At 41.3% G+C, this 22,901-nt stretch carries 14 protein-coding genes and 1 pseudogene; 4 read left to right on the forward strand and 11 right to left on the reverse strand.

All coding sequences use genetic code 11. The features are described 5' to 3' along the window. Positions 1-4: 4 nt before the first annotated feature. The gene (locus tag MUCPA_RS11910; RefSeq protein ID WP_008506632.1) at positions 5-1,351 is read right to left on the reverse strand and encodes a sugar porter family MFS transporter; all 1,347 of its coding nucleotides are present in this window, start codon (positions 1,349-1,351) and stop codon (positions 5-7) included. Positions 1,352-1,499: 148 nt separating this feature from the next. Continuing rightward, positions 1,500-2,951 (reverse strand): glycoside hydrolase, encoded by a 1,452-nt coding sequence (locus MUCPA_RS11915; protein ID WP_008506633.1) that lies wholly within the window; start codon positions 2,949-2,951, stop codon positions 1,500-1,502. Between the two features lie 222 nt (positions 2,952-3,173). Here MUCPA_RS11915 and MUCPA_RS11920 point away from each other — a divergent pair, with 222 nt between their 5' ends. Beyond that, entirely contained in the window at positions 3,174-4,073 is a 900-nt protein-coding gene (locus MUCPA_RS11920; protein ID WP_040625863.1) for an AraC family transcriptional regulator, read from the forward strand. A gap of 358 nt (positions 4,074-4,431) precedes the next feature. Continuing rightward, positions 4,432-4,974 (forward strand): hypothetical protein, encoded by a 543-nt coding sequence (locus MUCPA_RS11930; RefSeq protein WP_157543882.1) that lies wholly within the window; start codon positions 4,432-4,434, stop codon positions 4,972-4,974. Between the two features lie 4 nt (positions 4,975-4,978). On the opposite strand, the gene MUCPA_RS38225 is transcribed toward MUCPA_RS11930, so the two are convergent. From MUCPA_RS38225 to MUCPA_RS11965, 7 genes are all read right to left on the reverse strand, one after another. After that, positions 4,979-5,242 carry a hypothetical protein gene (locus MUCPA_RS38225; protein ID WP_040625866.1) on the reverse strand — a complete coding sequence of 88 codons (264 nt, stop codon included), beginning with the start codon at positions 5,240-5,242 and terminating at the stop codon, positions 4,979-4,981. 304 nt (positions 5,243-5,546) lie between these two features. Continuing rightward, a complete protein-coding gene (gene porV, locus MUCPA_RS11940; protein WP_008506636.1) occupies positions 5,547-6,710 on the reverse strand; it encodes a type IX secretion system outer membrane channel protein PorV in 1,164 nt (387 codons plus the stop codon). A 49-nt stretch (positions 6,711-6,759) separates the two neighbouring features. Then, on the reverse strand, positions 6,760-8,937 hold the full coding sequence (locus MUCPA_RS11945; protein WP_008506637.1) for a T9SS type A sorting domain-containing protein: 2,178 nt from the start codon (positions 8,935-8,937) through the stop codon (positions 6,760-6,762). 437 nt (positions 8,938-9,374) lie between these two features. Continuing rightward, entirely contained in the window at positions 9,375-10,349 is a 975-nt protein-coding gene (locus MUCPA_RS11950; protein WP_008506638.1) for a hypothetical protein, read from the reverse strand. Between the two features lie 23 nt (positions 10,350-10,372). After that, positions 10,373-11,059 (reverse strand): hypothetical protein, encoded by a 687-nt coding sequence (locus tag MUCPA_RS36025; RefSeq protein WP_008506639.1) that lies wholly within the window; start codon positions 11,057-11,059, stop codon positions 10,373-10,375. 23 nt (positions 11,060-11,082) lie between these two features. Continuing rightward, the gene (locus MUCPA_RS11960; protein WP_008506640.1) at positions 11,083-12,582 is read right to left on the reverse strand and encodes a RagB/SusD family nutrient uptake outer membrane protein; all 1,500 of its coding nucleotides are present in this window, start codon (positions 12,580-12,582) and stop codon (positions 11,083-11,085) included. A 50-nt stretch (positions 12,583-12,632) separates the two neighbouring features. Continuing rightward, the gene (locus MUCPA_RS11965) at positions 12,633-15,821 is read right to left on the reverse strand and encodes a SusC/RagA family TonB-linked outer membrane protein (RefSeq protein WP_008506641.1); all 3,189 of its coding nucleotides are present in this window, start codon (positions 15,819-15,821) and stop codon (positions 12,633-12,635) included. A 640-nt stretch (positions 15,822-16,461) separates the two neighbouring features. On the opposite strand from MUCPA_RS11965, the pseudogene MUCPA_RS38655 reads away from it, so the two are divergent. Both MUCPA_RS38655 and MUCPA_RS38660 read left to right on the forward strand, forming a co-directional pair. Continuing rightward, positions 16,462-16,700, forward strand: a pseudogene (locus MUCPA_RS38655) (transposase). A gap of 195 nt (positions 16,701-16,895) precedes the next feature. After that, positions 16,896-17,354, forward strand: coding sequence for a transposase (locus tag MUCPA_RS38660; protein ID WP_050982088.1), 459 nt, complete (start codon positions 16,896-16,898; stop codon positions 17,352-17,354). Between the two features lie 54 nt (positions 17,355-17,408). Here the strand turns inward: MUCPA_RS38660 and MUCPA_RS11975 are convergent, their stop codons facing one another. Further along, the gene (locus MUCPA_RS11975) at positions 17,409-18,629 is read right to left on the reverse strand and encodes an IS4 family transposase (protein WP_008506643.1); all 1,221 of its coding nucleotides are present in this window, start codon (positions 18,627-18,629) and stop codon (positions 17,409-17,411) included. 657 nt (positions 18,630-19,286) lie between these two features. Then, positions 19,287-22,883 carry a family 43 glycosylhydrolase gene (locus MUCPA_RS36040; RefSeq protein WP_008506644.1) on the reverse strand — a complete coding sequence of 1,199 codons (3,597 nt, stop codon included), beginning with the start codon at positions 22,881-22,883 and terminating at the stop codon, positions 19,287-19,289. Between the last annotated feature and the right edge of the window lie 18 nt (positions 22,884-22,901).

Consider the following 22,901-nt stretch of genomic DNA (forward strand, 5'->3'; position numbering starts at 1 on the left):
ATATTTAATGTGCTGCAAAATTTGATTCCAGTTGTTCCAGGGATTGTCCTTTAGTTTCCTTGACTTTAATCCTAATGAACACAAATCCGAAAAAACAAACAACCGCATAGAGGTAAAAAGGCCCGTAAGTTCCCAGTGCTTCAGCCAGCAGGGGGAAAGTAAATACAAGCAGAAAATACGCTCCCCATAAACATAGTATGGCAAAAGAAGAAGCAGTACCCCTGATGTGATTAGGAAATATTTCAGATATTATAACCCATGTAACAGGAGCCAGAGATGTGGCATAGACTGCAATGGCGAGCAATACCAGAAAAGATATCCACCCGGCGGAAGCCTGATGGCCGAGCGCATACGCCAGCGCGAGATAAATAATGGTCAGGCCAAGCGAACCGAACATGATCAGGGGTTTTCGTCCTAAACGATCAACCTGCCACATCGCCAATAAAGTAAATAAGGTATTCACCACGCCGATAATTACCGTTTCCCAAAGCTGGCGGTCAAGATCGGCTCCTATAGATTTAAAAATAGTGGAGGTATAATTAAACACGACATTGATCCCGCAAAATTGTTGGAAAACAGCAAGTGTCACACCAACCAAAACAGCCGGCCGCACCGCTTTGGCAAATACGTTAAGATAACCGCCATTGGTTGCGGCTGGTGCACTTTTTTCCAGGTCTTCAACAATCCTGGCCGCGGCAGTTGCTGAGCCAATTTTGCAAAGTGTTTTAAGTGCATCTGCTTTGAGCCCTTTGCTGAGTTGCCAACGGGGGCTTTCCGGCAAAAAAACAACACCAAACAGAAAAAGCAGGGATGGGATCACGCCAAGGCCGAACATCCATCTCCAGGCTTCCGGCCCTTTGTCAGCCAGAGTATAATTGACAAGGTTTGTGATCAGTATCCCCAAAACAATGGTTAACTGGTTAAGTGCCACGTTTCTGCCCCTCACCGCAGCAGGCGAAATTTCAGATATATAAAGGGGACTGAGCATGGAAGACATGCCCACGCCGATGCCCGCTCCAAATCGGAACAGGATAAAAACAGGCAGATTTGCGGCGAACGCCATCGCTACCGAAGACAGCGCAAAGATCGAAGCTGCTACCATTAAGCCGGGGCGTCTTCCGTAACGGTCGGCGATCCTTCCGGCCAGCAGACTCCCGGCCATACAGCCAAGGGCAAGCGAGCCGGTTAAAAAACCTTCACCCAAGGCACTCAGCGCGAACTGTGATTTTAAAAAAGGCAAAGCTCCCGAGATTACGGCGAAATCAAAGCCGAAAAGGTACCCACCAAGGGCCGAAATGAATGATATGGAAATAATATAAGAGTGGTTAAATTTTTCGGTTGCTATTTGCATTCCAGGTAAAGAATTTAATAATTGGTTGTTTAAAATAGATCAGTTTTGTTATCGTCAAAAGCTGAACGCATTGCTCACCGAAGATAACAGGACAACTTTTGAAAAAAATGGACGATTAAAAGATATAACTGGATATTCTTATGGCCACTTACCAGGTTACCCTCACCGTAGTAAACGATTTACCGGCAAAGTCGACGTCATAATAATTCAAATTGACGTTATCCTGGCTCCACACTAATGCATTGTTTTCTATTGCACTGGTTCTGTAGATCTTTATAGTGGAGATATTACCGCCAAAGTTCAGTCTGACCTTGTTTTGCGCATCGGTATTCCAGTTAACAACGTTGATATCCGCCCGGTTTGCCGTGGTGAATGCGCTCACATTATCATTTCCAAAATTGGCGATCCCCGTTAAGGTAGTAGGGATATAATTTTCATTAAGCAGGTTTGCAGTATATTGCTGGAACGCATAGTAGTTTTTCTTCCGTTGGGCGGGGGCTCCCCATGGCGTGTACAAAAGTCCGCCAAAGTTAGTTTCAGGGTTTCCCCATTCGAAATACAGCCAGCCTTTTGCCCCTCCTTTGAAAGCATCGTGGAATTTATTAACCAGGTCAAGCGCAGAGGTAAGTTCATCAGGTGTACTTCCCATGCCAAACCCCGCGTGCCACTCCGTCATGTACAGTCCTTTGGCCCCGGCGGCTGATGAAGCTGCGGCAAAATTAGTAGCAGAACTTCCGGAATATTGATGAGTCGTGTAAAGGTTCATATTTCCGGACGCGTTAAGAGCAGCAATATAACTTCCTGTATGGGTTACGTCAATACAATCCGGCGAGGCAAAAAGTGGAACGGGGATGCTTAACGACTGTAGTTTCGTCTTCAGCCATCCGGCTGTACTGGTATAGACACTTTGTGCCTGTGCCGCGGTAAATTCGGCAGATTCATAAGGCACCGCGGAAGATGGATAGTCAGGTTCATTCATCAGGCTTAAATAATCGACGCCGATTCCGTTGTCCTTAAGATTTTTAATATGAGCGTACAAAAACTCGCCAAATTCGTTGTAGGCATTCGTTACGCTGGCGTTAAGGGTCCCGCCATTATTGACGCTGCTATTGCTCTTCAGGTACTTTGGCGGGGACAATACTATAGCCCAGATTTTGATTGCCGGATTAACCAGCCTGGCTTTTTTGACCGCAGTGATCTGGTCAACCAGGTTAGAATTTCCTGTAAAGTTGAACTTGGAAAAATCAGTATTATTTGGGTCTGCATTATCATTGACATCCTCAACTCCGTCCGCACGGAGAACGATTTTAAAAACGTTGACGTTGAGATCATGCCAAAGCCAGTTGGCGGCATCAGTAAAATTAGTAATCCCATTTACCAGGTGCCCGCTGTAGAAGTAGCAGCCAGCTCCAATGAGATCGATTTTCTGCTGGGGACTTCCTATACCAACGGTAATACTCCCTCCGCTCTGAATTGAATTTACAATGGGCTGCTTTATTGGCTGCTGCTGTTGAGCAGGTGCCATGCTGTTTTTATTACAGGACGTAGCGCCGCATCCCAGCGATATAACCAGCAATAAAAGAAGTTGGTGCTTTCTCATAAGTATTTTCTTCGGTTAATAAATCGGTTGGTAATTTTCGGAAATAAAACAGCTTGAAAATATGGACACAATTAGGATTTATATGGACTATATTATTATCAGGCTGAAATTAATTTCAAATCAAATTTTTAATTTTTACGTTTACTAATAAGTAAATCCGTTTGCGAATTGGCAGCCCGCGCCTGCGTGAAAAATAGTAGTAGAAACCAGTTATATTTTGATATGAATTATAAAAAAGACGGGTTCGACGGACAAAAAGCGATTGTTATTCCCAGATCGATTGTAAACAGATTTTGTCTTTCCAATGATATTATCAAAGGATCTTATATCACTGATATCGGCTATTATCCCAAAGCGAAATTCCACTTCCGGAAGAGGGCTCAGGGAGCAGAGCAAAATATACTTATATATTGCGTGGAAGGCACCGGACTCGTATCCATCAAATCGGTAAAGCATACAATCGTTCCGGGAGACTTTATTATCATTCCGCATAGTGTTTCTCACTCGTATGAAACGAATGAAAAAACACCCTGGACAATTTATTGGTGCCATTTTAAAGGTGAGCAGGCAGATGCACTGGTTAAATGGCTGTATTCAAAAGGGCAAAGCTATAAATACAGTGTTGAATTTGTCCAGGAGCGCATCACGCTATTTGAACAGCTTTACACTTATCTTGAGCAAGGATATAGTATGGAGAACCTGACTTATATTAATTTATTAATGCTGCAATTTTTAAGTTCCTTTATTTATAGTGATAAATACAGGACAAAGCTATCCGAAAAGAATATTGATATCCTTGAAAAATCTATCTTTATCATGCAGAATAATCTCGAAAAGTCTCTGACGCTTTCCGACCTGGCAGCATCGGTCAACTTGTCTAACAGCCATTATTCAGCCATCTTTAGAAAAAAAACAGGGTTTCCGCCAATTGAATATTTTAATCACCTGAAAATTCAAAAGGCCTGTCAGTATTTACAATTTACAAAACTGAGGATAAGTGAAATTGCTTTTAAAATCGGGATAGATGATCCATTTTATTTTTCGAGACTTTTTACCAAAACAATGGGGTATGCACCAAAAGAGTATCGCGAAACAAGGTATTCAGCCAATCAGGAAAAGTAGTGAGGTCATCTTATTTACGTGAGATTCCTTGCACAGGTAATTGTAAATAGTTAATGATGCAGATATATCAACGACAAGCCCCTATTATCAAACCTAATCGCTCAAACGCTGTTATGTGTCTATCTTCAGGTAATTGATATACCCATAAAAGGACCTTCCGCTGAAATATTAAAAGCGCCGGAAACAGCCCCGAATATGTACCTGGTGCTTTCGCCGGATCTGTACATTATTACTGCCAGTGCCGCATACTTGGAAGCTACACAAACAACCCGCGAGAACATTGTCGGTAAACATATTTTTGAGGCATTCCCGGACAATCCCGACTTGCCGGATGGCGACGACGGGATGCACAATATCAATGCCTCTTTACAAGCTGTTCTTCACACTAAAAAGCCGGACCCTGGCCAGATCCTGCCGCGAAAAAGTGTTGGGCCAGGATGCAGTTTTCTTCGGTCCGAAACAAGCTGCCTTGTGTACCGGTTGCGTGAATGAACAGATGGATCAATACTATAAGGACTTAACCGTTCAGATCGCACATGACCTTTTGCAACTATCGGCTGAACAAAAATACTTCACAGAACAGATTGACATGGGTAAAGATATGCTTATCAAACTGGGTTATGATCGACGGACTTATTTACCAACCTACAATTACGAAGTCCGTTACCGGAACACGCTTGCTGCCATTGAAAAGATTCGGAGCGCAGAAGAGATTTTTTTATCACAGAGTGGCGATCATGTATACAAAATTGGATTTGTGACCAAAGGCCAGGAAGTTTTTACCTGGCGATTGAACCATGATCTTTCTGTTCATGACATCAGCACTTTTTCGAAAAATGCTAGTGAAATCCGGGACTACCGCAAAGGTTTTTTGATGATAGCCAATCGTGAAAGCTCTTGAATTACTAACGAAGTTTCCTTACACCGGTTATAATTCTTCTGCATTTTTCAGGATGCTGCTGAATTGAGCTTGATCTTTGGGATTTCAAAATTCGTCCTTCTAATAAGTTGAAAGGGAGTAATTTGTGTAGGCCAAATTCGCCTTGTACTTCTATCACGTAATTAACCTCGCGGCCATTGATATAAAATCGGTCGCCGGTTACATCGATGGTGAAGTTACCATTAAAAACGACACGGCTCCTGTTACAGCTAAATAAAAATTTGATCACTAACTTATTATCAAGTTGCAAACATTATTTGATTAGCGAAATAACACTGTGAAATATTAAAACGGTATAAATTGAATTTTTTTCGGCATCTTAACTCACATTTTAAGGATCGGTTTTTTTTTATCATGAAACGTTCGTTCAGTGGAATGTGAGATTAACAGAAAATACTTTCCACCTACTTTCAGTAATCGCTATTAAATTGAATTAATAAAAAAAAATTTACATTCTAAATAATTATGAAAATACCTTTTCCTTTGTCTTTTTGTTTTGACCTTACCAAATACTTACATTGCAGGAAAGTTAATTATTTCCGGCCGAGATTAAACACTATACCAAACCTGAGTGTATTGGCCAAAGGTGTTTTTTGCTGACTGGCGGCAAGATATGAAAAGTTAAAATCCATAAAATCGTACTTGTAACCTACGCCAAAGGTGGCATATTGGCGGTTACCCTTGTTGGGGTTTTCGTAAAAATAACCTGTCCTGAGAAAAAAACGATGATTAAAAGCATACTCCAGGCCGGCACTATAATTTATTTCCTGCAACTCTTCGCTAAAACCACCCGGCGCATCCGAGAAAGAGCCGAAAATTCCAGCCGGCACCGAAACATCGGTGCTTTTCCCTTTGATGATACGGCCGTTACTATCCGTTTGGGGAGGGGTTGGCACCAGTAACTTATTCAGATCGACAGCCAGTGTCAATTCATTTTCGTTATCCAGTACCCAAGTGTTCGCAATCCCTAATTTTAGATTTGCAGGCAGGAAACTTTGGCTGGCAATAGTATTATCGTAGCTTATCTCAGATCCAATATTAGAAATATCGGTACCAAAAGAAAAATGAGATTCCTTACCAAATAAGTCGAACTTATTTCTGTAAAATAAGGAGAGATCAGCCCCTACCGATGAACCAGCCTGCAATTTATAATTAGCATCAGAATTGAAGATATGTGACGAGATATATCTTATAGTAAAACCGAGTGAAAAATTATCACCAAAACTGCGGGCCAGCGATGCGTCGATAGCATATTCATAGGGACTGTAGGCTCCTTGCGATGTATTATTGGCATCGGCCAAATCTATTTTACCTAAATTGAAATAGCGCATGGATACGCCAATAGCTGTACGATCATCTGTTTTAGCCTGAAAGTTTAGGTAACTGATATTGGCGTCGCTAACCAAATTACGAAGCCACGGACAATAAGAAAGTGAAACTGACGAATTACTTTTCATAAAAACCATTTTTGATGGGTTCCAGAAGGTAGCGTTGGCATCATCTTCCAGCGCAACACCTGCATCTCCCATACCCGAGGATCTGGGATCTGGCGATACCAGCAAAAAAGGGACACCGGTAGGGATAACGTTACCCGTCCGTCCATCTGAGCTAAATTGTGCGTAAGCGCCCGACCCTATGCACAAGAATAATATTACCAACAACAACTTTTTGCGTGGCACACTGTATATATTTTTCATTATATAAATTTTATAGCCTGTTGGTAATCAACGGCATTGTTACAATAACTTATTGTTTTAAAAACTTCAACTTCAGAGGTTTATCTCCGCCTGAGATTTTCATATAATATAGACCGACGGCAAGACCGTTACCGGATAACGATAGCACAGAGCTACCCAACGAAACAGATTGGCTTAACTGTGTAACCCGCTGCCCTGCAGTAGTATATATTTCAATGGCCAGGTTTGTGGCTTTAAACTGATTATCTATATGCAGCGATATCTGGCCAACTACCGGGTTAGGATAAATCACCGCCTTAAGCATATTGGAAGATGCTTTTTTGACCGTATCCAATGCTGCTATGCCGTCGCAGGTAACAATGCCTGAGAATGCCATCTGTTGTTCAGTGAATGGATTATAGGAATTATTTATATCAATATTAGAAGGGTCGATAGCATCCTTTCCGTCACAATTAGATCGGCCATTTGTACCAGGATTAGGAAATTGCAAATAAACTCCAGAAGAAACGCAGCCTCCGATTTCATCATCACCACCTACTACTACCGAACCTCCGAAAGTATCGCCAAAGAGCAAGGCATTATCTTTAAAAAGAGCTGAGCCTGAAGATATTGTTCCGTTTAATATGGTATTATCCTTTACTATGGTATTTTCGCTAAGGCGTGCACTAGTTACATTGGTATTTCCTAAAATCTGCACATTGTCAGAGATTGTGGCATCCTGCACAAATGAGGTGCCGTCAATTTTAACATTTCCGGTGATGTTACTTACTCCCAACACCAATGCCTTGGGGCCAACCCGCACACTGGAAGCCACCTTAGATGTATTGGCAACCCACCCTCCGCCGTTTGGATGAGGGTGTCCATTCTGACGATATTCATTCCGGAACGTATTTTGGTAACCTTCAGGGACCGCATTTGCTATCTTTAATTCGTAAGGAGAACGGTAATATTTAGGCCAGCCGATATCTGCCAGATAACTTGTATGCGTAGTTGGAGCACCCAAGACTACCAAGTATAGTTGCGTTTCGGAATCTTTTAACTGAAAACTGATTTCACTTTCATTTGAGTTATATGTTGGACTATATCTGGAAATGGTACCGTCACTATTGGTAGCAACAAATCCATATCGCCATCCGGCATTTAGGTTGGCTTCATTATGTCCTTTGAATTTAATTGAGACCAATCTTTTGGCGCAGGTTGGGTACAATGGAATGATATTAAATCCATAATCTTGAGGCGCGAATTCCTTTGGGACACTGTAATGACCGCTTGCTGAATCAATTGCATTGAGAATTGTGTACTGGCGCCATAAATAATGTGGTTCGTTTAGTTTAAATGACTTTATGCCTTCCCTGATAATCTTTCCCATGCCATAGAGCGTATAGTCGTAAGATGCTTCTCTTTTGGCATAATCAAATAAAAAATCATTTAATTGCGATTGGTCCCAGCCCTTTAGCCGTTTGTAGGTCTGAAGCGGGTATTCATTGGGCAGTGACTTTTTCCATAAATCTGTTACAGCGTTTAAGCTATCTACTTGCTCAATGTAAAATAACAGGTCATAGGAATCGTAATTGTGCCTCGCGGATCCCCAAGTAAACGATTGTGTTCCTAGCCATCGGGGGTAATCATAAAATATTGCTCCGGGATAGAGATGGTTTCTCATGAAGTTGGCATGTGTTTCGAAGAAAAAACCGCCATATGGATTTGTAAATGAAGCTCCGTCCGCAGGGTTATATTGAATATGCAAAAGGTACTGGAGCGTATGGGTGAACTCATGGGAGGTTACTCCACCGTCTAAAGTAGCAGCGGCATCGACGAAAATCCCCCCTACCATATTATCTAATACTACGCCGAAAGCAAAGCCACTAACTCCCTGTACCCATGTATTATTCATCACAATGATACATTTGTATGTGCCTAACGGAGTACCGGGCGCGTCGCTAAGCATATGATATTCCGTTATATACTTTTTATAAATATGTTCCAGCGTATCCGTTATAAACTTGGGGTCAAAATGAAGGCTATTACCTGGTGGATTGGCGAGCGGATTATCGCCGGCTAAGGGTCCCCAAAACAGGACAAAATTGTCAGTTTGATATGAACGCGCGTAACTCCATTGAGACAGTCCAGGATCTGTTGCCCAATAGGATGGAATATGGACCTGCTTTGCTGCAAAGCAAAAATGAGTGCTGATCAAACAAATTGCCAGAATTAAATACTTTCTCATAAACTATTTTCTATCGATATAAATTTTAAATTCATAAAACCTCCTTTTTACTATCCTTTAATCGCTCGATAACAGGATATCACCTTCTTGAACTTTGTAAAAGTCAGCTGCAAATGCTGACACAGTTTAATTTGTATTTTGCACTTTAAGGTTAATAGTAGTTGCTGTAGATTATTAAAAGAAATCTCTTAGTACATAGGGTTATGACAGAAATAATCGGGTTGCGATTTATATAACCTGTAATTATCTTTACTTTGATCCCATTCATTTCATAGAGCAACTTAATCAGCTGAAAAAAAAGGGCTCTTAATAACACATGTAAGAGCCCCAATGGAATTAATTCAAGTTTTGATGGCGGTTATCAAACACTTGGTTTCAGAACAGATTCGATTATAAAAACCAATAATGAACTGATGTTGAAAGATAGTCTGTCGATATTAAGGTACTCTGGCGACATCTGTTACAGTAGTAGTCACAACAAAAGTTCCCTTGGTTAGAAAGAAGCCTACGGTTAAAGTCGTGTTAACCGCCATACCCACGTCAGTATGCTTTCCAACGATGCTATAATAATAGGGGCCACCTATATAACCGGGATAGTTTTTCGACGCAGTAAAAAGTGGAAATATTGGAACCCCACCAGGATACCTGTATTCTAAAGACGTATCCGTTTTTGCAACGGGAAAATAAGGATCGAAATCCGCGAAGTTGGGTCTGCCCGGCCTTCCGATAACCTCGCCGTTAGCCGGATTCCAGGATTTGCCGTTCTTATCCTTCCAAACGTAAATAATCTTATCAGGTCCGCCGGGTATATAAGTCACTTTGATGTTCAATAAAGAAGCGGCAAAACCTGTAAAATTAGTGTAAGTCGCATCAGAGTGGTTATAGGCTTTATAAGTTATCGTATCCGGTATACTTCCCACGACGTTAATTTTGCAGGCATTATTCAGTATTCTTGTTCCCCTGATATTGGAGACCTGCAAATCGATATTATAAGATCCTATTGGTACAAACTTAGAAGCCTGCGTGAATTGAAGTCGGCCGCCTATTGAATTCACGCTAAACGGAGCCAACGTACTATCTTTAAGCTTCGCTCCCAACAGGGCTAGCGTAGAATCATCAGCAGTAACAGTTCCTTTATAAATCCTTATCGTATCTTTTGTCAATAAATATTTGGAGGCGTCTTGATTGTCAGCCATATTTCTTACGGACAGTAATTTCACATTGAGCGGCGTTGTTGAGCCGTCAATTACCAAACCGGCCGAAACCGCGGTATTGCCTTGCGCCACGGTAAACGGATTTACGTTATAATAAATATTATCGCTGATAAAGCCGGTTTTAATTTTATTGCAACTAAGGATTGCCATGGTTGAAACTACCGCCGCAGCAATCAAATATGTAGTATTTTTATGCATTTTTATTTAATTTAAATAACTAACTATAACTTCTTTAGCACAGCAAAATTAGCCAGCACGTGTAGAGTTGTGCCCGTACTGGTTTGAATTCCGGTGGTTTGACAAGGCAAAAGCGCATCAACCTTATCGTCTGGCGAAGGCCCTGAACTGCCGTCTAACAATCCATTAATTACAACATACTCCAAGGTATAATAACTAAATGTCAAGGCACTGTTTGACAGATAAACTGAACTTGCACCTATAACTTTTTTAATAGCACAAGGAGCGATAGCGCCGGCTTCATTGGTATAAATTATTGAAGCAGTAGTAGCCTCGTCAAGCGTAATTGTTTTATTAAATATGTATTGTTTAAGTAAATTAGCGCTAACAGAATCGGTTAATTGCTTAAATGTTGTAATTGGGCTTGATAATATTGCACCATCTACGTTACGCTTAATAGTTATACTCTTCATTAACGAATTGATAGCCATGTCTGGTGGTGCAAAAAAAGTTTTACTATTGTTTATGGTATCCTTTAACTTGTAGAAATCTATCAGGGTGAGCAAAGTATCAAACTGGTGATACTTGTTGTTTTTAAGGTAGTCATATGTAGAGAACGGCGTTGCGGCTTTTTCCAGCCCTCCATCAGTAAGATAACTGTTCTTTTTACATGCGCCAAAGCACAGGACGATAAGGGCCAACATGCCTATGTAATGATTTATCTTTTTCATTTTATGTCTGTTTGATTTGTGAATCAATTAACTTTTCCAATCCAGAATGGGGTTTGGGTGATCTTGGAATTATTCAGGAACAAGTTGGGATCTATTGGCCAATAAGTTTTGCCGGCAGCAAATTCACCTGGGGTCACGTTATCAAACTGTTGATCTTTTGTTATCCGTTCCAGCCGAATCAAATCGAATGTGCGGTGACCCTCCAGGAATAGTTCGCGGCCCCGCTCATCTGTTACAGCCTGGATAACTGCCGTGCCCGAAAGTCCTGTCAGTGCCTTGGCATTCCTGGCACGGCGTACTTGATTGATTAAGGATAGCGCGGTATTGTAGTCTCCAGATGGCCCTGAACTCAGCGCTTCTGCCTTTAATAATTCGATATCAGCCAGCCTGAATATAACAATGTTGTTAAGGGCAACCTTTAAGGTAACGTTGTTATTCACCGTCTGAATATTGGTGTACTTTACACATTCCAAAAAAGATGTAGCACCGCTTGAAACAGAAATAAATCCTTTTTTTAACCTTACATCAGCAGTATCAGTATACAATTTAGTTACATAACTATTGTTTATGTGCCAAACCGGTACAGTCCCATTTAAATAGGGTGCTGTAAGTGTTTGGGATGCAAGGGTAAGAGACACGTTTGCGTTATACCCTTCTGACAAGGTGTTTTGCGCAATTTCAAAAATACTTTCCGGCGATTGACCTTTGTAAATGTCCATGAAGGATGCCGCTGCTGTTAAGGAGTAAGTACCCGAGTTAATAACGGCATCACACGCTGTATTGCAACCGGCATAATCGCCTTTCCAAGCATCTATATGGGCCAGCAAGGCGTAAGCCGCTCCTTTATCGGCACGTACCACACGGTCCGACGATCCGTTATCTTTCCAGTCCAGGTATTGGATGGCAAGGTTAACATCCACAATGGCCTGCTTTAGTACATCACCTTGGGGAGACCGTGCATATTGCTGCGCTACGGTAGCATCGGTATTCTCCAGTACCAGCGGAACATCGCCCCAAATTCTGGCCATTGTAAAATAACAAAACGCCCTGGTAAAATAAGCTTCGCCCAGATACTTGTTTTTCCTGGCTAATTTTTCTGCATCTGATGTGCCGTTAAAAACGGCAGTAGGCATGGCAGTAATAAATGCGATTGCCCGGTTACTTTGCGCAACGGCGGTAAAAAAAGGAGTCCATAACCTCAATTTCAGCAATGGGTTATCTGTAGCGGTAGACGCTACACCCGCACCAAGGTTAAAGTCGATAACCTTTTGAAAATCGGGCTGATCGGAATTACTGAATTCACCCGAAGCCAGATCGCCGTAAGCATAATATCCGATGGAAGCATTAAATGCTGCCCTTATAAGGGAATAGCAGGCTGCTACCCCCGTATTCGCATCGCCATCAGCTTGCCATGTAGTAGCATCAGTAGGCGTACTCACAGGTGTTTGGTCAAGAAACTTGCGACAGGATGTAGCAAATAGCACCAAAACTATAGTGTATGTTAAAAGATATTTGGATTTCATTTTACGTTATTTTTTGATTCTTTACTTGAAATTAGCTACTCTAATATTTGTTAAAAACCTATATTGAGACCAAGCGTAAACTTTGCCGCTGTTGGGTATATGACATTTGCAGAACCGGTTGTAGGATCTACCAATTCCGGATCGGCAATACTTTTTGCTTTCTTCCACATCGCCAGGTTATCACCCATCACGTATAGGTTAAATCTCGTCATACCCAGCTTTTTTGTCCACCTATCCGGCAGATCATATCCTAAAGTCACGTTTTTAAGTTTTACAAAACTGCCGTCCTCCACAAAATATTCATTTCCAATATTCCATGGGTCTTTGACTTTAGCATCTGCATTGCTGTAAACCAATCTGGCGTACCTCGTTTGATCGCCGGGATTTTGCCAAAACTGGTTAAGCAAACTTACATACGTGGCTGCTCCTGCAGTTGTACCATAACTTCCGGGGTATTTGCTGCCGTTTAAAGCATCAGAAAGCGCTCCGTTTAATATTTTTCTGCCAAAAACATAAGAAGCAAAGAAGCTTAAAGAAACCCGTTTATATCGGAATGTGCTGCCGAACCCACCCGTATATTTGGGATTGGGATTACCTCCATCATATTTATCATCATTGTTGATGTTGTAATCGCCGTTTACATCCACATACCGTGGATCGCCGGCCTTCAACGGCACCCCGTTAGCCGTTTCTTTCAGACCGGTAGTGGGGTCAATAGGAACTTCCGCATCTGTAGCATAAACGCCATTAGTATGAAATACCCGGTAGCTGAATATCGGCTTACCTAATGTTAAGGTTTTATAGAACCAAGGAACATCAAACAAAAAATCGCGGTTATTATTTGGCAATTTGGTCACCAGGTTTTTATTGAAAGAAATATTGAAGTTGAAATTCCACTGAAAAGGCGATTTGGGTCCTAATACGTTGAAATTGGTGGCAAACTCCAGACCCTGATTACGCAGATCGACATAGTTACCAGATTGATATTGGTAGCCGCTGGTAGCCTGGGCAGGAACATTATAAAAGAAAACGTCTTTAGAGTCTTTACGATACCAGTCTACGGTCAGGTTTACCCTGCCGTTAAAAAGCTCTAAGTCCGCCCCAAAATCAAGTTGAGGATCTCTTTCCCATCTAACTGTAGAACTTGCTTTTGTTCCGTAATTTAAAAAGTTATTACCGTATGCAAAAGGAGATATCACACTTGTGCCATTATATGTAGTGGCGTTTCCACCCAGTCCTCCGAAGTTATTTATGGTCCCGTTGGTTCCTGCAAAATAACTGGCATCGTTAAAAAGTGACTGGTACTTAGAATACCATTGGCCAGGATCTTTACCTGTTATACCGTAGCTGGCACGAATTTTAAAGAAGCTAACTGCTTTTTTGAGAGGTTCAAAAAACGATTCATCCGAAGCTATCCAGCCAGCCGCAACTGCCGGAAACGTTGCCCAACGATATGTCGGGCTGTAAATAGAACTTGCATCCCTGCGTATGCTTGCAGTTAACAGGTATTTGCCGGCATAATCATAATTAACGCGGGCATAATAAGACTCTGTTGTTTTGCGCTGATATGAGGTAGAAGCATTCAGATTCGTCCCAGCCGGCACGGTTTGTACCGTACTAATGCCGGAAACGGTGATACCTGCTGCAGACGCATAGTTGTAATAATTTTCATAGCTGTAAAGTGACGCTCCCGCAGCCATCAGAAAGTTGTGCTTACCAATCCTTTTGTTGTATTGCAGGAAGTTTTCAAATGACCACGACGGATTGCTGGCATAAATGTCATAAGCTGTATTTAGTGTTCCGTTTAACTCAACCGGCGAAAAATAACCATACTTATTGGTATAATTTGTTGATCCGTAGGTACTGTTAAAAACCAGGTCTGAGGTGATTTGTTGTTTCAATTGCAAAGAACCGATAATTGAAAATGCCCTGTCGTCATCGTAATAATGTTTTTTCCCGGTATAAACATCGTACTGAGCCTGGGTTAATGGCGTAAACGAAGTTGGGAAATTCCACGCGCCAAAAAGATTAGCTCCAGCTCCGCCAACTCCATGTTGCTGGCGCTGGGAAGACATTAGCAGATCGGCAGTTAGTTCCATGCCTTTTAAGGGTTTAATTGTAAGGTTTAAATGAGGAGAAAACTTTTCCAGCCCGTAACCATGTAACACCCCCTGTTCATTATAATGGTTAATAGATATCCTGTAAGATGTTGATCCGGTAATTGCCGATATAGCCACATCCTGACTGTTTACCAGTGCTTGTTGCCTAACAAGCAATCCTTGCCAATCCACATCATTATTAAAGGCAGCGTTCAAGCTATCGGTAATAGCCAGTGGAATGGTGCCCAATTGCCTGTCGCCGTAAGTAAGTTGTTGCAACAAAGCCAATTTAAGTGATCTTTCTGCCGCGCCTGTGCTTACTTTTATAAAATTGGGTTTGGTCACCGATCCTACATAAGCAGATACGGTAACCTGTGGCTTTCCTTGTTTAGCTGATTTTGTTTTAACGATAATTACACCATTACCAGCGCGGGCACCATAAATAGCCGCCGCAGAAGCATCTTTCAACACATCTATTGATTCAATGTCGTTAGGATTTATCAGGGACAGCGGATTGTTATTACCATAAGCACTACCCATAGCGTTGACATCGAAAATAATCCCATCGATCACGTATAAAGGCCCTGTGTTACCGCCATTTGCATTTCCAAAATCAATATTGGCCGATCCGCGGATAACGATAGAAGGCTTTGAACCCAATTCGCCTGTGCTTGACAAAACACTCACACCTGCCAAACGCCCCTGAAGTGTTTGGTCAAAACTTGCCTGTGGGATATTGGCAATATCTTTTCCGCTTAATGAAGAAATAGCTGCGGTGACTTCTCGTCTACTTTGTTTTTGGTAACCAACCACAACAACGTCTGACAGGGAATTTTCCTGCACCTGTAGGACTACCATTAATGGTTTGCCTTCGACTTTAATCTCCTGTCGCCTGAAACCTATCAGGCCAACGGTTATAGTATTTGAAGTACCTTTTAAGGTAAGCTGAAATTTTCCATTGAGGTCTGTAGTAGTGCCATTGGCAGGTATGCCTTTTTCCGCCACGGTGGCTCCGGGTACTACCTTGCCCTCATTATCTTTAACCAGGCCGGTAACTGTACTATTTGTTTGCGCCCGGGCGGTAATCATGTAGGTGCTGAATAAATAGCATAACATAAGGAAGAGTATACGTTTTCCCATTTTGTTGAAGTTTAAGTTGAATAGTTTTGGTTGAATAGTTTTGATAAGATATGATCAGCAACCCGAACATATCTTATCAGGACAATGTTTGGTGTATTTGTTATTTCATATAATTAAGATTTAAATGGTGTATAATCAAAATTGCAAGGCCGAAACATTAACTTTATTACCTGCAGATAATCAACTTAGTATGGTTTATATCGGAGCCTTAGCTACCCAACAATAAATTGCTGTTAACCAAATGTAACCACATTTTAAGGGCTTATTTATTCATAAATTACCCTTTGATAGTAACATTTTGATATAAATCAGCCGAAGGGTATGGTAAAATTTTACAATGGTAGTTTGAAGGGGTAAACTTGTACAAAAAGACGGTTTGAGACCGTTGCAGAGTAAAATATATAAACAATCGATATTCAATTAATTGAGAATATTTATTATATTTAGAAATGCAAAAAAAATCGCAACAACTAAGTTTTTCGGCCATATCGGTATCCAAACGGAAGTTAAAGAGTGAGTTTTTCGATCAGATGAGCTTATTATTAGATTGGACGGCAGTAGATACCGAAATAGGAAGTAGTACAGCAAGGGTTTCAGTGTTGCCGGTCGACCACCCTACAGTGGTCTGCTGCTATTTAAGATGTCTCTTTTGCAAACCTGGTATGGTTTGAGTGACTACGAGGTGGAGGAAAAAGTTAATGACTCTTTGAGTTCATGAAATTCGTGGGCCTGACCCTGGAGGATGATGTTCCGGACCATTCGGTATTGAGCAGGTTCAGGACGGAGCTAACCCGAACAGATGCTTATGAAAAGTTGATGAGTAACATCAATGGTCAATTAGAAGATAAAGGCGTGTTACTAAAAAAGAAGTTATTTTAGATGCCAGCATCACCGATAGCCCGCGCAAACCAAGAGGCAAAAAAGAATATGAAGTCGTTGAAGACAGAAAAGAAGCTGCTGATCGAGCGGCAGCTGAATAGCAGCCGGATCCGAAACAGCCGGTACTTGCTGTAAAAATCCAAAGCCATGTAGATATACAGGGCGCATGGATAAAAAAGGCGGGTAAACTGCGGTATGAATATAAAAAGCATATCGCTAACTGTTGACCAGGGCCTTGTCCGGGCAGTTATTACCACTCCTGCCAATGAAAGCGACATTACTCATCATTTAGAAGATGTAGTAAAAAAGTCAGGGATTGATAAAGGTTTCAGAGTACGGGCGGATAAAGGATACAGCATCGCGGGCAATCGTGAGTTTCTCAAATCCAACGGGCTAAAAGATGGTATTATGTATAAAACGGTGAAAAATAAATCGCTTACCTGTCACCAGCAAAAGTTTAATAAAATTGTTAGTCAAACGCCGTTTAAAGTGGAGCGGACATTCGGAGGAATGATCCGGTGGGTCAAAACCGGGATAACACGGTACTTGGGAAAAGACAAAACACATACCCAACACCTGATGGAGTCAATAGCTTATAACTTATACCGCTCACCAGGTATAGTTGCGTCCAATGCTAATATAGCGATCAAATAATTGAAAAAAGCGGCCTTAATCCCACGAATGGTCGGAAGAAATTCCGGCCATTTTTTATGTTTTAAAAAACAGTCTGGGGTCTCCGCCGCATTGGACAGTGATCATGGCAATAGCAAGGTCTCTTACTTCCATGGCAAAGCGCCTTTTAGCAGTTTTGTAGCCAACGTTATTGGATTTTTTGTATATGAGTACCATCATGGCAGCGATAAGTGTCATATACAATATTACCTGCATCCCATTTTTGTTCATTGAAACGAGGTGGCTTACGTTTAGTTCCTGTTTTAAGAAGCGAAAGAATACTTCTATATCCCATCGTCTCCGGTAGGCTTGTGCAATTTCTTTTGCGGTGAGTTTGAAATCATTGGTCAAAAGCCAGTACTCTTTACCTTCTTCTGCTTTACCTTGCACGACAACAAGGCGAAAAGAACTGTTCACGAGCTCATGTTTGATATGTTGTTTGCCACGCTTGTTATTGATCGTAGTACCGGCATATAACTGAACTTTACAATCCCTGAGCAGTTTGGATTCGCCCAGATCCATATCCTGCCCTGCAGTCATCAATGATCCTAATTCAACAAACTTTCTGTTTTCCTTTGCCCGGCAGATGAATGTGACCTGCCTTTGGGTAAAGGCTTTCATCGTCCTGGTTGATTGCAGGCCCCTGTCCAATACATAGATGTTATAATGTCCGGTTTCTTTTTTCACATGTTCCATTACCGCCTCAGGTAACGCAATATCTTCACTGGCATAACTTGGCTTTGTGAATACATTTGAATGGCTGGGTAAGATCCCATCAAAAGCAATACTATATTTGACAGCCTTCTTCCCGCTTTTATTATCGATCCCCTCCATAAGTTTGCTGGTGGTCTCACTTACCATTGAACTATCTACCCGGATCAGGCCGTATTTATTCCTCTCTGTTACAGTATAATATCCCGCAAACTGCTCATAGATACATTCATATATCTGCTTGAAATAGTCCGGATCAACTTTGGATAGCCTTTCCGAAATCGAACTTCTACGGATCGTTTCATCTTCATCCAGGTTAAAAAGGATCTTAAACACCGAGTCATTGAAAGTATCCTCAAGGGTTCGCTGGCTAAGCCTGTCATTGTCCAAAATGCCGTAGAGCAATAAATAAAACAGCTTATTGCCGTGCAGAACCTTCGCGTAATGATCGATCTTGGTCGTAAGCGACAAATTTGCTATCAAGGCCTCGGGAATGAAGCCTAAAAGCTGTTTTACGTTAATGTTATGATCTTTAAAAATGGCCATATCGTATTGATTATCAGCTATTAATATAGCAAATCAAAATGATAAAAACAAGATAAATAATTGAAAATCAGAAACTTATATCAATGAGTCCAATACCTTAAAAACAAAAAAGTCGGAAGATTTAATCTTCCGACCATTCGTGCCTTAATCCCGCGCTTAAATGAAACACAAACTTAAAAGGCCATCTAAAATCGCGTAAAAAGAAAAACAAAAATCTAAATTCGTTATCAAGTATATATTATACAAAACGCATAGTTCGTTTTGCAACGGTCTCGGTTTAAGAGAAGCGAAACGGGGTATGATAATTGGCACATCTTTACGAACGCACCTTAATTAACTATGCCGAAGACAGATTCGATTAATCGGATTAGCTTCGTAATAGAGTAAACTGTAATACCTAAGTTCATTTCAAGACAAACGCGCCATTGAAATCAATTGACTAAAAAACCCAACAGTTTATTTACAGTCATGGCAACAGAATCAGATCACATTCCAAAAGATAGTATATGCCATGTTTAATAATAAATTCAAAACATTAGCATTAAGTTGCAGCAGACTTGCTGATGTTAACAAATCTGTATTCGACTTTTTGTATTTATTAAAAAAGCATTCGCAAGAATTTTCCTGATTAATCATCAAAAATAAATCAGGATAAGATTATTTAGCACTCGCTTTTTTTTCCTGTGTAATTTTAAAACTTCTAAAAGTTCCAAAACCTTCCTGAGGGCCATAGGTACTTTGAAATAGCCCAACCTGTAAGGGAAAGCCGTTGAGGTCGTCTCGCTTTATGGGGCTTCCTGGAATATCATTCCAAATTTTACCATCGGCACTAAACCTGATAGAGAATATGTTCCCAGACCTTTGGATCTGTAAATACCTGCCAAAGTTCCAGCCGCCCTGAGTATTGGTTTGCATCCGTTGCCCCGATTGAAAATTGGTAAAAAGGTTACCACAATTCCAGGCGGGGAATAAGCTGTTTTGTAACAGGGCCTCCGGCGTGTTTTCGCTTGCCAATGTAATCGCTTTGCGCGCCATTAACCCTACATCGTTGTTGCCTTTTACAGTTCGTTCCTTATATCCGCTCAGGTCTGCAACCTCGGTTTCGGCTATAAAATCACCGGCTATCGTTTTATAAATAAATGGCCCATAAGGCAGGTTACCGTCCCAGTTTGATCCTTTCGACTTCAGTGTAAGCAACTGATCAGCAACATAGATGTTGTCATTTGCCCCTGCCTGCTGCGCGCCCACCACGCCGCTCCAGTTGCTATTGCCGGAAGCGATATTTGACGTATCAGCTTGCCTTGAAAAATCAAAGTTCGTTACCTCAAACTGTGCCTGCGAAGTACTCACCGTGCGGGCAGCAGAAAACCTGGAAACATTACCAAAATTGTCCCTAACCTTGAAGCGATAAGAGTAAATATGATCGGGAACCGCTTTAAAATCTGTATAATGCGAATCGCTGCTCCATGCCCCGGCCTTTGCGCTCGTTTTTTCGTCCTGGAAATAATATTGCAAATCTTCTTTTTCAGCAGTATGAGCGGCGGCAGTCATCTCAATCAGCGTAGGCGATACCGCATGTGGAGGTATAACAAAATCGGGCGTTTTCAAAGTAACCGGGTGAAAGTTTTTAAACCAGATAGCTGTTATCTGCGCAACTTCGCCCGGCGTTAGCGATTGAGCAAGGCAAATAAGAGTACTGACAGCACCTTTAAAGCCATTGCCTCCGCTGGTTTTAGAAAACAAGGTTTTAAAAATGTTATCGAATTGAATATTCGCTATTACTTTAGCACCGTCCATAAAATCGGTAACCTTGCCACCTTTTTTTGTTCTGACCAGCAAATGCCACTTACCTGCACTATTTTCGTGATCAACCGCCCAACTTTCTAAATTATTTTTGTCACGTTGGTTGCTGTTATATTTTACAGGATCAGGCAAAAAAACACTTGCTATTAAGCTATGATTATTAGTTGTATCTTTATTTACTTTGTAAAAATCTAAATTATCGGATCCGAAAAACGCCACGGCAATCTTCCCGCAAATATCTTTAACTATAGGCTTGACATCGCCAAGGGCTGCGAATTTTCCGCCAAGGCTTCCATTATTTTCCCATTCGGTAAGTTTGCCATAGCTTAGTTTATCGGCATCAAGCGATACAGGGATATCATCATGACTTTTGATATTAAAAGACTTGCTAACGAGAGAATCGGGAAGCGAAATATCATAAACCTTTAAAGAGGATACTGCCGCATTCAGAAATAACGTTTTATTGGTTTTGGAGCCAAAAAAAATCTTATTTGCAGGCTGCATAAATAACATTTTATTCTCTTTATTATTTAAAACGCCATCAACAAATACCTTTTCAAACACGCCGTCATATGTAATTACAATTTGATGCCAGGCCGCTGATGATGGCATTGCTCCAAATGGCAAATCAGAAACGCCAAAGTGCTGGGCTACGCCAAAATCTCTGTTTTTACCATATCCAAAAATAGCGCCTCGGTGTTCAGATTCGCCTGCTGTCCAACTTAAAACCGGGTTTTCGTTTAACAGTTCAGAACTATAAATAGTATATGCAACCGTATAACTATTATTGCCGCATAAAATGCGTGGAACTTGTATAGTAGATTCGAAGTTTTGGCTGCCATTAAATACCAAGGCCTTTTTCCCTTTGATTATATCTACATAAGGAGCCTTCCCCCCGGCAACAAATGTTCCGCCCAATACTCCCTTATTACTAAATTCAGGAACGGATTGGCCCTTTTGTAAACTATCTGCATCAAAGCTCACTAAAAGTCCTTTTTGCCGGGTAGAATCCACCTGTCCGGTTACTGTTAGTTGCCCAGCTTCGTCCTGTATTGCCCTATCGCTATAAATTTTTACGTTCCAAATAGATTTGAACAGGCCGGGGTACTCAGTTCCCGTTATCATTAACCTTACATACCTGGCTTTAACATCTCCATTGTCAATCATCGGCGATCCATGCTGCTGATTATGTGTTTTATCGGCAAACAAATCCCATTTAAGGCCATCGGCAGATATTTCTATTTTATATTGATAATACCAGGTAGCATACTCAAATTGTGTAAGCACCTGTTTTATTGTTTTAACCTCCCCCAAATCAATTTTCAGCCACGCTGCCGTGCCATCGTTATGAGCAGGCCTCCAAAGAGTGCCGTTATTATCATCCGTGGCAAATGAAGGCCGGTAATCATCATTGTAAAAAGACGATGCTGTAGCAGTTTTTTTATAAGCCAGATTTATGGCCCTTACGGTACTTTTACCCAGCAAGCCAACACCTGTATGGGTAGGAATAAGCTTTTCAATATTTCCTTCGGCATCAAAAGTAATCTTATCTGCGCAAACCTGCCTGTGGTATCCCCCGTTGGAGTGCGGGTTATTATGCCGGTGATATACCATATAAAAATCGTTGCCAATCTGGATTACTGACTCATGGCCGGGGCCATGTACCGTACTGTCGCTATTGGTACTTAAAACAGGGTTGTTTTTACCGAAAACAAAGGGTCCCATCGGCCCTGTTTTGCTTATGGCATATTGAACACGGTAGGTTTCATTCTCGCAAAACCCAGACGAATAGGTTAGGTAGTAAATGCCCTTTCTTTTAAACATGAAGGGCGCTTCAAAAAAATCTTTGGCAATGGTATTTGGAATTTTAGCTTTTTTTGAAAAAGTGTGCATATCCGGGTTCAGGAGCCCAACACCACAACCGTGATCAGGATAGGTGCCCCAGGTACCCCAAAACATATAAATCTTTCCATCGTCGTCCTTAAACGTTTGCCCGTCCAGTGTAATAACACCGGGGATAAAGTAGTTGGGGATCATTGATTTTCCATCGGGAAGCAAAGGTGTCCATGGGCCGGTTGGTGATGTTGCAGATGCACCATAAATATCAACCGGCTGGCAATAGTACATATAGTATTTATGGTCGTTTCCGTTGATAACATCGGGGGCCCAATAATAATTGGATGTAGGCCAATTCATGTCCTTCATTTTCCAGTTAACAAAGTCTTTGGATATCCACACCTGTGAAGGACCATGCCCGCCGCCATTGCCATCTGTTGTTGCGTAGATGTAAAATGTATCACCGAATTTTCTTACTGTAGGATCTGCAAAGTATCCAGGTATAAGGGGATTCCCATTACCTGGTAAGGTCGCAGTGTTTTTCTGGCAAAAAGCTGTGAGCGAAGTAACACTGAAACCAAGCGTGATTATTAACTTTAAAAAAAAACGAAACATAATATTTGATATTTAAAG

This window comes from Mucilaginibacter paludis DSM 18603, assembly GCF_000166195.2.
Classification (GTDB): domain Bacteria; phylum Bacteroidota; class Bacteroidia; order Sphingobacteriales; family Sphingobacteriaceae; genus Mucilaginibacter; species Mucilaginibacter paludis.

What these genes read in the sequence shown, in the direction of transcription:
- MUCPA_RS11910 (WP_008506632.1), bottom strand. Translation starts at nt 1,351, where the DNA reads ATGCAAATAGCAACCGAAAAATTTAACCACTCTTATATTATTTCCATA.
- MUCPA_RS11915 (WP_008506633.1), bottom strand. Translation starts at nt 2,951, where the DNA reads ATGAGAAAGCACCAACTTCTTTTATTGCTGGTTATATCGCTGGGATGC.
- MUCPA_RS11920 (WP_040625863.1), top strand. Translation starts at nt 3,174, where the DNA reads ATGAATTATAAAAAAGACGGGTTCGACGGACAAAAAGCGATTGTTATT.
- MUCPA_RS11930 (WP_157543882.1), top strand. Translation starts at nt 4,432, where the DNA reads ATGCCTCTTTACAAGCTGTTCTTCACACTAAAAAGCCGGACCCTGGCC.
- porV (WP_008506636.1), bottom strand. Translation starts at nt 6,710, where the DNA reads ATGAAAAATATATACAGTGTGCCACGCAAAAAGTTGTTGTTGGTAATA.
- MUCPA_RS11945 (WP_008506637.1), bottom strand. Translation starts at nt 8,937, where the DNA reads ATGAGAAAGTATTTAATTCTGGCAATTTGTTTGATCAGCACTCATTTT.
- MUCPA_RS11950 (WP_008506638.1), bottom strand. Translation starts at nt 10,349, where the DNA reads ATGCATAAAAATACTACATATTTGATTGCTGCGGCGGTAGTTTCAACC.
- MUCPA_RS36025 (WP_008506639.1), bottom strand. Translation starts at nt 11,059, where the DNA reads ATGAAAAAGATAAATCATTACATAGGCATGTTGGCCCTTATCGTCCTG.
- MUCPA_RS11960 (WP_008506640.1), bottom strand. Translation starts at nt 12,582, where the DNA reads ATGAAATCCAAATATCTTTTAACATACACTATAGTTTTGGTGCTATTT.
- MUCPA_RS11965 (WP_008506641.1), bottom strand. Translation starts at nt 15,821, where the DNA reads ATGGGAAAACGTATACTCTTCCTTATGTTATGCTATTTATTCAGCACC.
- MUCPA_RS38660 (WP_050982088.1), top strand. Translation starts at nt 16,896, where the DNA reads ATGAATATAAAAAGCATATCGCTAACTGTTGACCAGGGCCTTGTCCGG.
- MUCPA_RS11975 (WP_008506643.1), bottom strand. Translation starts at nt 18,629, where the DNA reads ATGGCCATTTTTAAAGATCATAACATTAACGTAAAACAGCTTTTAGGC.
- MUCPA_RS36040 (WP_008506644.1), bottom strand. Translation starts at nt 22,883, where the DNA reads ATGTTTCGTTTTTTTTTAAAGTTAATAATCACGCTTGGTTTCAGTGTT.